General features: G+C 60.7%; 12 protein-coding genes. 11 read left to right on the top strand and 1 reads right to left on the bottom strand.

Annotated features, from left to right (window positions below; genetic code table 11):
* Nucleotides 1–23: 23 nt before the first annotated feature.
* Both AC07T0_RS17715 and AC07T0_RS17710 read left to right on the top strand, forming a co-directional pair.
* Nucleotides 24–488, top strand: a complete 465-nt coding sequence (locus tag AC07T0_RS17715; RefSeq protein WP_495002506.1) for a methylglyoxal synthase — start codon at nt 24–26, stop codon at nt 486–488.
* Nucleotides 489–899: 411 nt separating this feature from the next.
* Nucleotides 900–1,409: an OB-fold protein gene (locus AC07T0_RS17710; protein ID WP_495002430.1), complete on the top strand. Its 510-nt coding sequence runs from the start codon at nt 900–902 to the stop codon at nt 1,407–1,409.
* Between the two features lie 37 nt (nt 1,410–1,446).
* Here AC07T0_RS17710 and AC07T0_RS17705 read toward each other — a convergent pair whose 3' ends face one another.
* Nucleotides 1,447–1,722, bottom strand: a complete 276-nt coding sequence (locus tag AC07T0_RS17705; protein WP_495002429.1) for a hypothetical protein — start codon at nt 1,720–1,722, stop codon at nt 1,447–1,449.
* Between the two features lie 590 nt (nt 1,723–2,312).
* Here AC07T0_RS17705 and AC07T0_RS17700 point away from each other — a divergent pair.
* From AC07T0_RS17700 to arcA, 9 genes are all read left to right on the top strand, one after another.
* A complete protein-coding gene (locus tag AC07T0_RS17700) occupies nt 2,313–2,765 on the top strand; it encodes a hypothetical protein (protein ID WP_495002428.1) in 453 nt (150 codons plus the stop codon).
* Between the two features lie 455 nt (nt 2,766–3,220).
* Complete coding sequence (locus AC07T0_RS17695) at nt 3,221–3,739, top strand: RNA polymerase sigma factor (RefSeq protein WP_495002427.1); 519 nt, start codon at nt 3,221–3,223, stop codon at nt 3,737–3,739.
* Between the two features lie 110 nt (nt 3,740–3,849).
* Nucleotides 3,850–4,815 (top strand): FecR family protein, encoded by a 966-nt coding sequence (locus AC07T0_RS17690; RefSeq protein ID WP_495002426.1) that lies wholly within the window; start codon nt 3,850–3,852, stop codon nt 4,813–4,815.
* A 118-nt stretch (nt 4,816–4,933) separates the two neighbouring features.
* A complete protein-coding gene (locus AC07T0_RS17685) occupies nt 4,934–7,519 on the top strand; it encodes a TonB-dependent receptor (protein ID WP_495002425.1) in 2,586 nt (861 codons plus the stop codon).
* Nucleotides 7,520–7,634: 115 nt separating this feature from the next.
* The gene (locus AC07T0_RS17680; RefSeq protein WP_495002424.1) at nt 7,635–8,243 is read left to right on the top strand and encodes a biliverdin-producing heme oxygenase; all 609 of its coding nucleotides are present in this window, start codon (nt 7,635–7,637) and stop codon (nt 8,241–8,243) included.
* A gap of 199 nt (nt 8,244–8,442) precedes the next feature.
* Nucleotides 8,443–8,850, top strand: coding sequence for a YbaN family protein (locus AC07T0_RS17675; RefSeq protein ID WP_495002505.1), 408 nt, complete (start codon nt 8,443–8,445; stop codon nt 8,848–8,850).
* Between the two features lie 198 nt (nt 8,851–9,048).
* Nucleotides 9,049–10,401 carry a CoA transferase gene (locus AC07T0_RS17670; RefSeq protein WP_495002423.1) on the top strand — a complete coding sequence of 451 codons (1,353 nt, stop codon included), beginning with the start codon at nt 9,049–9,051 and terminating at the stop codon, nt 10,399–10,401.
* A gap of 449 nt (nt 10,402–10,850) precedes the next feature.
* Nucleotides 10,851–12,278, top strand: a complete 1,428-nt coding sequence (arcD, locus tag AC07T0_RS17665; RefSeq protein ID WP_495002422.1) for an arginine-ornithine antiporter — start codon at nt 10,851–10,853, stop codon at nt 12,276–12,278.
* A gap of 33 nt (nt 12,279–12,311) precedes the next feature.
* Nucleotides 12,312–13,568 (top strand): arginine deiminase, encoded by a 1,257-nt coding sequence (gene arcA / locus AC07T0_RS17660; protein WP_495002421.1) that lies wholly within the window; start codon nt 12,312–12,314, stop codon nt 13,566–13,568.
* Nucleotides 13,569–13,581: the final 13 nt, after the last annotated feature.

Raw genomic sequence — 13,581 nt, 5'->3', positions numbered from 1 at the left:
GAACAGGCGTGGAACAGGAACCGATGATAGGGATCAGTTTTACCCAGACCACCATGGCGGCGCGCAAGCGCATCGCCCTGGTGGCTCACGACCACTGCAAAGTGTTTCTGCTGGACTGGGCCGAGCGCCAGAAAGACCGTCTGGCCCAGCATGAGCTGGTGGCCACGGGCACTACGGGGTTGTTGCTGAACAAGCGCCTGGGCCTGCCGGTGGAAAGCATGATCAGCGGCCCGTTGGGCGGTGACCAGCAATTGGGCGCCCGTATTGCCGAGCAGCGGGTCGACATGCTGATTTTTTTCTGGGACCCGTTCGAACCCCAGCCCCACGACCCGGATATCAAGGCATTGCTGCGGGTCGCTGCGGTGTGGAACATTCCCGTGGCCTGCAACGAGTGCACCGCCGACTACCTGCTCGGCAGTCCGTTGATGGAGCAGGCGCATAAGTATCGGGTACCGGATTATGAGGCGTATCTGGCGGCACGGCGTTAACGCCAGTCAGCAGGCTGGACACTCTCCGTTGTGGAACCTCGCCAGGAGACCCATCGCTGCGTAGACGTCCGTGAAGATCGCCAAATGCTTCACGGGCCAGCCCTGCTCCTACAGTGCGTCGTCTGTGCCACAATTTTGTACACAACACAAAACTGTAGGAGCCAGCTTGCTGGCGATAGCGGCGGTGAATCATCCATCGTCATGACTGAAGGTGACACTCACTGCCACCTATCAGCTTCAGTCGAATGAATGACTGCCCAGGGTCAGATATTCCCCCCTTCGACCACAGCAATTGGTGGCACTCTGCCTTGCTTCGCCTCCGAGTATCCGAGAGAATCCCGCTGCTTTAGCGGTTTGACGCTATGGCACGGGAGCGTTAATGGAAGTCACTTACTGGGTAGGGAGAAGGACGTGAAAAAGCTATTCAAATGGGTCGGTATCGTTTTTGGCTGCCTGATAGCCATCTCAATCATCTCGAATGCCATGAAGTCTCCAGAGCAAAAACAGGCGGATGCCGCCGCTCTGGAACAAAAACATGCGCAACAAGCCGCCGCCGATCAAGCTCAGGCACAGGCAGCACAAGACAAGGCGAAGCAGGATGTGGCGGCCATGCCCGCGGTCACGGCCAAGGCTATTGCAGTAGCTTATAACGAGAACACTGTGGCTGCCGATCAACAGTTCAAAGGCAAAAAGTTCAAAGTCTCGGGCACTGTCGCCGATATCAGCACCAACTTCATGGGTGCGCCTTACCTGACACTGGTCGGTGGTGTGAACCAGTTCATGGAACCGCAATTCGCTTTCGAAAAAGAAGACGCCCCTAAACTGGCTCCGCTGAAAAAAGGCGCCAAAGTCACCCTGCTGTGCGTGGGCAAGGGGGACGTCGCCAAGATTCCGATGTCGGACGCCTGCATACTGCTCTGATTCACAGATTTGACCCCATCAGCCACCCGGACAGGGTTCAAATGCTGCAAGCATTGATTTCGCTGGGGGAAATACGAAAGTGTTGAAAGCCCGCCTTTGGCGGGCTTTTTTCGTTTTGGTCTATCGCTGGTCCAACGAAGGCGAAACCGGAGCAGGTGAACGCGAGGGTATCGAGCAAACGGGTCGTATTTGCCGGTGCCGGCTCAGACTCATTTGAAGGCTCATCAGAGACTTTACGGAGGTACATATCTCTGTCCGCCATGCTGGAAGCGTTGCGAATGCTCGGTGAATCGGGAGTGATTTTCTTGGTCATGGTGAAACTCCTTTGCTAGGTAAGGAGCTCGTCATCCACGCTGCAAAACGAAAGGTGGCGAGCCGTACACAGGTTTGCAGACCGGAGCAAAGGAACCGGCAGGCCGAAGCCTCCTGCACACAGCCCGCCATGAAGCGAGCACAAATGCCGCTTTCGCGGCGCTGTGCGCCTTTGCTATTCCGGGCTGCAAAACCCGTATCGCTGAATTGGCAGCGACAGCCAGACTCTAGCGTTCACCTTTTGCGCACGCAATATTCTCCCACGGCTGAAACATGTAGGAAACATGAGATTTTTTGCAAGCCATTTCATCTACTGGCGAGATATTGATGAGTTGAGTATAGAAAGAAGAAACAGCCTACACACTCATCTAAAGATAATGACTTAAAATTCGCTAAAATCTTTGCCCCAGCCAAATACCGCAGTACTAGGCTGAATATTGAATAAGCGCATCGAAATACAAAAACTTTATTGCTTAAAACTTCAAACAGGTTGAACACCTATTCGCTTGTGCATAATCAGGAGCACAATGCAAAGGATGCTCTCCCTTGTCACAGACCTCACCACCCAAGCCCCTTCACGACTACTGCAACTTGCACGAAGATGACGTCATACCGCATCCCGTGACGGGCCTTCCAAGCTACGGCTTTATTCCAGGCTATAGCAGTCGAAACCTCACGTTACCGGCGGGCGAAATTTATCTCAGAGTGGGAAAGCATGTCGGCGTAAACAAAGGCTTCGGGGCCAATCACATCTGGCAAGGCCACGGGCACGAGCTTCCCAAGTGGGGATGCAAGAGCATTCACGATGTTGCAATATATGTGGCGAGTATCTGCTCACCGGGCGCGCAAATTCTGTGTGAGTTTTATCTCACAGCAGACGGTTATCGTCTGACCATTCTGAAAGGTGCAAAAGGATGTGTGATTCTTTCGCCACAGTTAGACACAGAGGGAAACAACTTCTACTCGGTGGTGACCGCCTACAAACTACACCGTAGTCCTCACGCAACGAAAGTCGGTACTCTGAAAACAAAAAAAGCGCTCTGAAATGAGCGCCTTTTCAAGAAAGTAATGAGGGCTGGTAGTCGCAGCGCTTCGCTTAGCACGTCCCCGTGTCACCACGAGAAAGGGGTCGGAAGCCAACCACTGTTGCCGGTTGCCGCTACCACAAGGCCGGCGAGCCTTGCACATCCACAGTATTGAGCCGATGTCGCCGTGATGCTCAATACCCCTGCTCTTTAAGGAGCCCTCGCGAAACATTATCAGCGACGTATCCAAAAAGAGCAACGGCCCTGATTGTTTCGGCTCGATGCCAACGACCGGCTAATCGTGTATCGTCCATCCGGACGCCATCGCCAGCAAGTCGGCTCCTACAGTAGGTCGGCGTCAGCCCTGACTCATCGAATACCTCCGGCTTCGTAGGAGAAAGGAACACATTAGGACTTGACCAATAAGGCAGATGATAAGCATTATCATTAACTTGCCATCGGTCCGGTGCTTCCGTGAGTCAGTCCCACTTCAATACTGTCTTCCTCGCCCAGCGTGTCACGCTGCTGCGGACCTTGCAGCGCATGGTCAACAATCCCAGCACCGCCGAGGACCTGCTGCAGGAAACCTACCTGCGGGTCACCCGTGCCCTGAGCGAACGTTCGGTGGATCACCTCGAACCCTTCGTCTTCCAGACCGCCCGAAACCTGGCGCTGGACCACCTGCGGGCGCTGCGTATCCAGTCGCGTACGCTGATGGACGACGTGCCGCTGGATGTCATGCAAAATATTGCCGCGCCCCTGAGCACCGCGGAAGACGCCACCCATGCCGAGCAAATGCTCAAGCGCCTGAGTGTCAGCCTCAGCCAGTTGAGTGCCCGTCAGCAGCAGATTTTCATCCTCAACCGCCTCCACGGCCGCAGCTATCAGGCGATCGCCGACCAGCTCGACGTGTCCCTGAGCACCGTGCAAAAAGAGCTCAAGCTGATCATGGCGATCTGTGTCGGAGTAGCCGAAGGCCTGGATCGCCCTTAAGCTCTGGCGCCTGAGAGCGTGGACAGTCCGCTCAAAAGCCCTACAGCGCGATCGCGCCAAATCACAAGATTGTTGAACCAGACCGTGGCAAAGATTGCCGAGGAACACCCGTGACAGACAGTCAAGACCTGCGCCGCCCCGCCTCCGGGCAGGTGCCGCATGACCCCGCCATGGATCAGGCACTGGACTGGCTGATCCTGATGGAGTGCCCGAGTGCCGAGCAGCAGGCCGCCTTCGACACTTGGCTCGCCGCCGACCCGCGCCATACCCAGGCCTATGCACGCGCCAGCGGCGCCTGGAATGCGCAGCCGGTGTTCGCCGTCGCCCAGGTCCTGCAACAGCAACGGCGCCCTTCCCTGCTGCGGCGCCTGCGCCCACACTGGAAACCCCTGGCCAGCGCCGCCGCGCTGCTGATCGCCCTCGGCAGCTATAGCGACCTGCCCTTGCGCCTGCAAGCCGATCACCTCACCGTGGCCGGCGAGCGCCAGCACCTGCAACTCGAGGACGGCTCGAAAGTCCTGCTCAATACCCGTTCGGCGTTTTCCAGCAACTTCAGCGGACGCCAACACAAGGCCCGACTGTACAAAGGCGAGGCGTTTTTCGAGGTCGCCGCCGAACGCGAACAGCCGCTGGAAATCGATGCCGGGCCAGTCCGCGCCAGCGTCAGCGATACCAGCTTCGCCGTGCGCTACCTCGATGGCGAAGCACAAGTGCAGGTCCAGCGCGGCGCGGTCGACCTGCGCACCCTCGACGACAGCGCCCGCCTGCGCCTGTCCGCCGGCAACAGCGTGCGGGTCGGGCCCCATGGTTTCGGGCGTCCGGAAAAACTCGATGCGCAGAAGGACCTGGCCTGGGTCCAGGGCCGGTTGGTGTTCGAAAACTGCCCGATGGGCCAGGTACTGGCCGAACTGCGGCGCTACTACCCCGGCTGGATCGTCAACAACAACGAGCACCTGGCCCAGCTCGCCGTCACCGGCAACTACCGCCTGGACAAGCCTCTGGACGTGGTCCGCGCCCTGGCCCAGATCACTTCCGCCAAGGTTTCGGAGTACCCGGCGCTGGTGATTCTCAACTGAGAATAATTATTTTTACGCGATAGCCTTCGGTGATTCGTCTCGTTATAGCAAATGCAAGTGATTCTTATTTTGAATTGCGTAGCAACTATAACGATTCGTCCACCCGGGAGCGCTATCGATGCCCATTCGTTTCACCTCCAAGCCCCGCACCGGCGGCCTGCAACTACGCACCTTGTCCTGGCTGACCGCGGCCATCCTGCTGGCCGGCGCACAAGCCACGCCAGTGCTGGCCGCCGGTAGCGCCGAACAGCCGGCCCGGAGCCTGGGCAACTACAGTTTCTCGATCGCGCAACAACCCCTGGTCTCGGCACTCAACGCCTTCACCTCAATCACCGGCTGGCAAGTCGGTTTGCCCGCCGAACTCGGCCAGGGCGTGGCCTCGCCGGGCGTGCGCGGTGCCCTACCGCCAGAAAAGGCCCTTGAGCGCCTGCTCCTCGGCACCAACCTGAGCTACCGCAAAGTCGGCGATAACAGCATCGTCCTGGAAAAGCACGCCAGCGGTAGCACCCTGCACCTGGAGCAGGTGACCATCAGCGCCACCCGCCAGGAGCAGGACATCAACTCGGTGCCCAACACCGTAACGGTGAAGGACCGCCAGCAACTCGACCGCCAGAACGTCAATACCATCAAGCAACTGGTACGTGACGAACCCGGCGTCTCGGTCGGCGGTACCGGCCAGCGCGGTGGTGGTATCAGCAACTACAACATTCGCGGTATCGACGGCGACCGGATCCTGACCCAGGTCGACGGCGTCGAGATTCCCGACAGTTTCTTCAACGGACCCTACGCCAACACCCAGCGCAATTACGTCGACCCGGAAATCATCAAGCGCGTGGAGATCCTCCGCGGCCCGGCCTCGGTGCTCTACGGCAGCAACGCCATCGGCGGCGCCGTGAGCTACTACACCCTCGACCCGGACGACATCATCAAGCCGGGCCAGGACGTCGGCGCCCGCCTGAAAAGCGGCTACAGCTCGGCCGATAACAGCTGGTTGACCTCCGGCACCGTCGCCGGACGCAGCGGTGATTTCGACGGTTTGCTGCACCTGAGCCAGCGCAACGGGCGTGAGACCGAGTCCTATGGCGATACCGGCGGCAACGGCCTGAACCGCACCGCGGCGAACCCGGAGAAAGCTCGTGCCACCAACGTGCTGGCCAAACTGGGCTGGAACTACAACGACGATTCGCGCCTGGGCCTGACCTACGAGCGCTACAAAGACGATGTCGATACCAACCAGCGCAGCGCCGTCGGCGGCCCGTTCAACGTCGGCCAGCCGTTGGGCATGTACCGTTCGCGCACCGGCAACGACACCATCAGTCGCGAACGTTTCGGCATCGAGAACAGCTTCGGCCTGGACAGCGCCGTGGCCGATCACGTCAAGCTGAGCCTGAACTACCAGATCGCGAAAACCGACCAGAGCACCCTGGAAAACTACTTCCCGTTCACCCGTAACGTCCTGCGCAGCCGCGATACGGTCTACGAAGAGCAGCAGTGGGTCTTCGATGCCCAGGCCGACAAGGCCTTCAATATCGGTACGACCGATCACCTGTTGACCTACGGCACCACGATCAAGCAACAGCAAGTCACCGGTTCGCGCAGTGGCTCCGGCACCTGCCTGGCCGTGGGGCGGGGCTGTACCGCCGTGGGCGCCGACAGCCCGGCCGACCGCCTGGTCAAGTCCAGCGACTTCCCGGACCCGACCCTCGACAGCTACAGCCTGTTCACCCAGGACCAGATCAGTTGGAACAGCTGGACCTTCCTGCCGGGCCTGCGCTATGACTACGCCCAGCTCAAGCCACATATCACCCAGGAGTTCCTCAATACCATTGCCGCGGCGGGCGGCGGAGCCGTTGATGGCTCCAACAAGACCTGGCATCGCATCTCGCCCAAGTTCGGCCTGACCTACGCCCTGAACGACCAGTACACCTGGTACGGCCAGTACGCCGAGGGTTTCCGCACCCCATCGGCCAAGGCCTTGTACGGTCGCTTCCAGAACCTGGACACCGGCTACCAAGTCGCCCCCAACCCGAACCTGCAACCGGAAAAGAGCAAGAGCTATGAGACCGGCCTGCGCGGCAAGTTCGACGCAGGCTCGTTTGACCTGGCGGTGTTCTACAACCAGTACCGCGACTTCATCAACGAAGATGCCATCGCCCCCGGCTACACCGAGCTGACCTTCCAGAGCAACAACATCAAGCACGCCACCATCAAGGGCGCCGAGCTCAAGGGGCGCCTCAACCTGGACACCTTCGGTGCAGCGCAAGGTCTCTACAGCAAGGGTTCCCTGGCCTACGCCTACGCTCGTAACAACGACACCGGCCAGCCGCTCAACAGCGTCAACCCGCTGACTGCCGTCATGGCGCTGGGCTACGACCAGGACCGCTACGGCGGCCTGTTGAGCTGGACGCTGGTCCAACGCAAGAACAGGGTCGACAGCAGCAACTTCTTCTCGCCAGACGGCAAGGGCGAACAGTTCAAGACCCCGGGCTACGGCGTGCTGGACCTGACCGGGTATTACAAGGTCACTCACGACGTCACCGTCAACGCCGGTCTCTACAACCTGACCGACAAGAAGTACTGGAACTGGGATGACGTACGCGGCTACGACAGCGTCGGCGAAGCCGGGGTGCTGAACCCGGCCAACCTCGAGCGGCTGACCGCGCCGGGACGCAACTTCTCGGTCAACCTGGTCTGGGATATCTGATCGAACTGAACCTCACCCGGCCGTATTTCACAGGGCCTGGGTGAAGTTTTTTTACTGTCGCGCGTCTTCTGATTCGTCTAGTCACACAGCGCCTCTCATTCTCAAGGACATGCTTATGACCACCCCGGACAACACCCAGCGCCCGAGCCTGCGCTCGCAACGCCTGAACCAGATCACCCACGCGCCGCATACCAAGCTCGACCAGTTGGTCAAAGCCCATGCGCCGTTCGAAACCCAGCCGGGTTTCGCCCGTTTCGTGGTGGCCCAGTACCTGTTCCAGTCGGAGCTGGTGGCGCTGTACAACGATTCGGAACTGATCGCCATCGTGCCGGATCTGGCAGAACGCTGCCGCGCTGAAGCCGCCAAGGCCGATCTGGCAGACCTGGACACCGAAGTACCGGCGCCAGTAGCCGGTGCTGTGCATCACCCGAGCAAGGCCGAAGCCCTGGGCTGGCTCTTCGTTTCCGAGGGTTCGAAACTCGGCGCCGCATTCCTGATCAAGCGCGCCGTGGGCCTGGGCCTCAGCGAAACCTTCGGTGCCCGCCACTTGGGCGAACCGGCCGGCGGCCGCGCCGAAGGCTGGAAGCGTTTTACCAGGACCCTCGACGGTCTGGAGCTGAGCGCCGCAGAAGAAGCGGCAGCGGAGAAAGGCGCGATTGATGCGTTCGAGCGCTTTACCGTGTTGCTGGAACAGGCTTACGCCACGGCACCAGAACTGGCCTGAGTAGGCGCGAGCTTGCTCGCGATGGACGTCAACAATGACGCGGGATACCTGAAACACAGCAGCGCTCTTCAGGCCATCGCGAGCAAGCTCGCTCCTACAAGTTACGCATCGCTCCCTAATCTTGCGTACGCCTCCTTGCACAGGCAACAAAAGGATCCGGGGCTTGAGCCGTTCACTCCATCGCCGCACAATTGACGCCATGACCCAACCAAAACCCTCCTCTTCCAAACTCGCCCGCGTGCTCTTTGGCCTGCTCGCCTACGTCAGCCTGGGCATCGGTCTGATCGCCATCGTCATTCCGGGCCTACCGACCACCGAGTTCATCCTGCTCGCCGCCTGGGCCGCCACCAAGAGTTCACCGCGCCTGAGTGCCTGGCTGGAAAACCATCGGCTGTTCGGCCCGATCCTGAGCAACTGGCGCAACGGCAAGATCATCGCCCGCCGGGCCAAGGTCAGCGCCACCCTGAGCATGCTGCTCTGCGCCACGCTGATGCTGGTGATGCTCGAACCGGGTTGGCCGGTCTACCTGGCCATCGCCGGGATGAGCCTGGGCAACCTGTGGATCTGGTCGCGTCCGGAGCGGCTTGCCGTATCCGACGCACCCTGAGCCCCTTTCAGTTCCTGCGGGGGACATTTTTCGGCAAACCCCGACTTGTAGGCCCCGGCTTGCTGGCTCCTACAAGGACCGCATGGATCGGAATGGCAGGGCCAGGATCAAGAATATATTGACGGTCTGGAGGCCACACCCGACATCGACAATCGGCCGTATTTCAGGTGCAATGGCCCTTCTCACGGAGAGCCTTCGATGACCGATCTACTGACGTCCATTCAAGCCGCGCTCGACCTGCCCCTCTCGCCCCCGGTTTTTACCGGTAGCGGCGCTCTACCTTCGACTTTCGCCGTTACCGAACTGGCCGCTGCCACCCTCGCCGCCGCCGGCCAGGCAGTGGCCGAACTGCTACTGCAACAGAGCGGACTGCGTCCCTCCGTCGAAGTCGACCGACGCCTGGCCTCCTTCTGGTTCGGCAGTGCCGTGCAGCCAGTGGGCTGGGAGATCCCGCCACCCTGGGAGCCGATTGCCGGCGACTACGCCAGCGCCGACGGCTGGATCCGCCTGCACACCAACGCTCCGCATCATCGCCGCGCCGCCGAGCGCGTCCTGGGACTGGCCACGGATCGCAACGCCATGGCCAGCAAGGTTGCCCAATGGTCCGCCAGCGAATTGGAGCAGGCGGTGGTCGAGGCCGGAGGCTGCGCCGCGCAAATGCGTTCATGGGCCAGTTGGAAGAAACACCCCCAAGGGCTGGCGGTGAATGCCGAACCGCTGGTCCAGCGGGCCACGAGCGACAGCCACGGTTCACGGACCTGGCTCGGCTCGCAGGCGCGCCCATTGGCGGGCATCAAGGTCCTCGACCTGACCCGGGTACTCGCCGGCCCCGTGGCCAGCCGCCTGCTGGCGGGACTGGGCGCCGAGGTGCTGCGCATCGACCCGCCGACCTGGGACGAACCCGCCCTGACCCCGGATGTCACCCTGGGTAAGCACTGCGCCCGCCTCAACCTGCATGACACCACCGATCGTGAGGTCTTCGAAGGATTGCTCGGCGGGGCCGATATTCTCCTGCACGGCTACCGCGCCGATGCCCTGGACGGACTTGGCTACGATGCCCGGCGCCGCCAGCGCCTGGCCCCCGGCCTGATCGACGTGAGCCTCAATGCCTATGGCTGGAGCGGCCCGTGGCGCAATCGCCGGGGCTTCGACAGCCTGGTACAGATGAGCAGCGGCATCGCCCAGGCCGGCATGCTCTGGAAACAGACGGACAAGCCTGTCCCGCTGCCGGTGCAGGCGCTGGACCATGCTACCGGCTACCTGATGGCGGCCGCGGCGATCCGTGCGCTGACCGCGCGCCTGCACAGCGGGCTGGGGGGCTCGGCGCGTTTGTCGCTGGCCCGTACGGCGAAGTTGCTGCTGGAACAGGGAACGGTCAATGGCACCGAAGCGCTGTCGCCTGCTGGAGCGCAAGACTGGAACCCGGTGCTGGAACAGACCTCCTGGGGTCCGGCGCAACGCTTGCTGTCACCGCTGAAGGTCGGGGCGGTGCCGTTGCAGTGGGCTTTGGGGGCGACGAAACTGGGCGCTCATCCGCCACAGTGGTGGTGAGATCAATATCGCCTGCCGGTTAATTGTTTCAATATTTAACAAGAGAACAGCTGTTCACTTGATTAATTATCCGGCGTGTCGTTTCGTCTATTCAACAGGCATGAAAAAGATAGGCGCTTAAGATCGATAGCGCCTATAAAACCTACTTGCCTCCATCATTTCGTACCCCATTCCCAATCCATAAAATGCGTTTAAAAAGCGCCGCCGGACATTTGCACAATCCACAGGTTTGGCTAGTTAAAACCTCCCCGGCAATACGCAACACCGCGCCTAAAAACCAGCACGACAGCTCTGGGACGGCCATTTCAAGGCGCCTCTCGTTGTCTCCTCGCCAGCCCCTCAAATCGTTCATAAACAATGGAATGTGCCAATGATCTGATCTATATCATTTTTTGATTTTGCCTCTGACCTACCCTATGACCTCAATTCCCATGGATTGGAGTCATGCAATGTCTGAATCACCCGGAAAACTGCGATTAGGCGCACTGGTCGCTCTTGTGGTGGGTTCAATGATCGGCGGCGGGATCTTTTCCCTGCCGCAAAATATGGCCGCCAGTGCCGATGTCGGCGCCATACTGATTGGCTGGGCGATTACCGCCGTGGGCATGCTGACCCTGGCCTTCGTGTTCCAGACCCTGGCCAATCGCAAACCGGACCTGGACGGTGGGGTCTACGCCTACGCCAAGGCCGGTTTCGGCGATTACATGGGTTTCTCGTCCGCCTGGGGCTACTGGATCAGTGCCTGGCTGGGCAACGTCGGCTACTTCGTCTTGCTGTTCAGCACCCTGGGTTACTTCTTCCCGGTGTTTGGCGAAGGCAATACCGGCGCCGCGGTAGTCAGCGCTTCGCTGCTGCTCTGGGCCGTGCACTGGCTGGTCCTGCGCGGCATCAAGGAAGCGGCTTTCATCAACCTGGTCACCACCGTCGCCAAGGTGGTACCACTCGTACTGTTCGTGCTGATCGCACTGTTCGCCTTCAAGCTGGATATCTTCACCGCCGACATCTGGGGCGTGAAGAGTCCGAGCCTCGGTAGTGTGATGAACCAAGTGCGCAACATGATGCTGGTCACCGTCTGGGTGTTTATCGGCATCGAGGGCGCGAGCATCTTCTCCGCCCGCGCGGAAAAACGCTCGGACGTGGGCAAGGCCACGGTCATCGGCTTTATCACCGTGCTGCTGTTCCTGGTACTGGTCAACGTCCTGTCCCTGGGGATCATGACCCAGCCGGAACTGGCGAAACTGCAGAACCCGTCCATGGCCGCGGTGCTCGAACACGTGGTCGGTCATTGGGGCGCGGTGCTGATCAGCGTCGGCCTGATCATCTCGCTGCTCGGCGCCCTGCTGTCCTGGGTGCTGCTGTGCGCGGAGATCATGTTCGCCGCCGCCAGGGACCACACCATGCCGGAGTTCCTGCGTCGCGAAAACGCCAACCAGGTGCCGGCCAACGCCCTCTGGCTGACCAACGCCATGGTGCAGATCTTCCTGATCATCACGCTGTTTTCCGCCAGCACCTACCTGTCGCTGATCTACCTCGCCACCTCGATGATCCTGGTGCCCTACCTGTGGTCGGCGGCTTATGCCGTGCTGCTGGCGGTACGCGGCGAAAGTTATGAACAGGCCCCGGGCGAGCGCCGCAAAGACCTGCTTATCGGCGCCATCGCCCTGATCTACGCGATCTGGCTGTTGTACGCCGGCGGCATCAAGTACCTGCTGCTGTCCGCCCTGCTCTACGCCCCCGGCGTGATTCTGTTCGCCAAGGCCAAGCGCGAGCTGGGCAAACCGATTTTCACCGCTGTCGAGAAGCTGATTTTCGCTGCTGTGGTCATAGGCGCCCTGGTGGCGGCCTACGGCCTGTACGACGGCTTCCTGACCCTGTAACAGCCTGTTTGTTCGTTCCCTGGAGGATCTGCAATGACCACGGAAAAAGTGAAGTACGGCGTTCATTCCGAAGCCGGCAAACTGCGCAAGGTGCTGGTCTGCTCACCGGGCCTGGCGCACCAGCGACTGACCCCGAACAACTGCGACGAACTGCTGTTCGACGATGTGCTCTGGGTGGCCCAGGCCAAGCGCGATCACTTCGATTTCGTCACCAAGATGCGCGAACGCGATATCGATGTGCTGGAAATGCACAACCTGCTGACCGATATCGTCGGCCAGAAGGAAGCCCTGGACTGGATCCTCGAACGCAAGATCACCGCCAACCAGGTCGGCCTCGGGCTGGTCCACGAGGTCGACTCGTGGTTGCGCAGCCTGGAGCCACGCAAGATCGCCGAGTTCCTGATCGGCGGCGTTTCGGCCGATGACCTGCCGAGCAGCTTCGGTGGCAAGACCCTCTCGATGTTCCGCGACTTCCTCGGCCACTCCAGCTTTATCCTGCCGCCGCTGCCCAATACCCAGTTCACCCGCGATACAACCTGCTGGATCTTTGGCGGTGTGACCCTCAACCCGATGTACTGGCCGGCGCGACGCCAGGAAACCCTGCTGGCCAGTGCCATCTACAAGTTCCACCCGGAATTCGTCAATGCCGACTTCCAGGTCTGGTACGGCGACCCGGACCAGGAACACGGTAACGCCACCCTCGAAGGCGGCGACGTGATGCCCTTGGGCAACGGCGTGGTGCTGATCGGCATGGGCGAGCGCTCCTCGCGCCAAGCCATCGGTCAGTTGGCGCTGAACCTGTTCAAGCACAACGCGGTGGAACGGGTGATCGTCGCCGGCTTGCCGAAGTCCCGGGCGGCCATGCACCTGGACACCGTGTTCAGCTTCTGCGACCGCGACCTGGTGACCATCTTCCCGGAAGTGGTGAACCAGATCGTCGCCTTCACCCTGCGCCCTGACGACAGCAAGCCCGGCGGCATCGACGTGCGCCGGGAAGAAAGCAACTTCCTCGACACCGTCGCCAAGGCCCTCAACCTCAAGGCCCTGCGCGTGGTGGAAACCGGCGGCAACAGCTTCGCCGCCGAACGCGAACAGTGGGACGACGGCAACAACGTGGTGGCCGTGGAACCCGGTGTGGTGATCGGCTATGACCGCAACACCTACACCAACACCCTGCTGCGCAAGGCCGGCGTGGAAGTCATCACCATCAGCGCCGGCGAACTGGGCCGTGGTCGCGGCGGCGGCCACTGCATGACCTGCCCGATCATTCGCGACCCGATCGATTACTAACCGATATTCAACA

The sequence above is a fragment of the Pseudomonas sp. GW821-FHT04D07 genome, from assembly GCF_059420225.1.
This window is presented reverse-complemented; position numbering and strand designations above follow the sequence as displayed.

Excerpts from the sequence above, each read along its gene's own strand:
- AC07T0_RS17715 (WP_495002506.1), top strand. The coding sequence starts at position 24 with ATGATAGGGATCAGTTTTACCCAGACCACCATGGCGGCGCGCAAGCGC.
- AC07T0_RS17705 (WP_495002429.1), bottom strand. The coding sequence starts at position 1,722 with ATGACCAAGAAAATCACTCCCGATTCACCGAGCATTCGCAACGCTTCC.
- AC07T0_RS17685 (WP_495002425.1), top strand. The coding sequence starts at position 4,934 with ATGCCCATTCGTTTCACCTCCAAGCCCCGCACCGGCGGCCTGCAACTA.
- AC07T0_RS17680 (WP_495002424.1), top strand. The coding sequence starts at position 7,635 with ATGACCACCCCGGACAACACCCAGCGCCCGAGCCTGCGCTCGCAACGC.
- AC07T0_RS17675 (WP_495002505.1), top strand. The coding sequence starts at position 8,443 with ATGACCCAACCAAAACCCTCCTCTTCCAAACTCGCCCGCGTGCTCTTT.
- AC07T0_RS17670 (WP_495002423.1), top strand. The coding sequence starts at position 9,049 with ATGACCGATCTACTGACGTCCATTCAAGCCGCGCTCGACCTGCCCCTC.
- arcD (WP_495002422.1), top strand. The coding sequence starts at position 10,851 with ATGTCTGAATCACCCGGAAAACTGCGATTAGGCGCACTGGTCGCTCTT.
- arcA (WP_495002421.1), top strand. The coding sequence starts at position 12,312 with ATGACCACGGAAAAAGTGAAGTACGGCGTTCATTCCGAAGCCGGCAAA.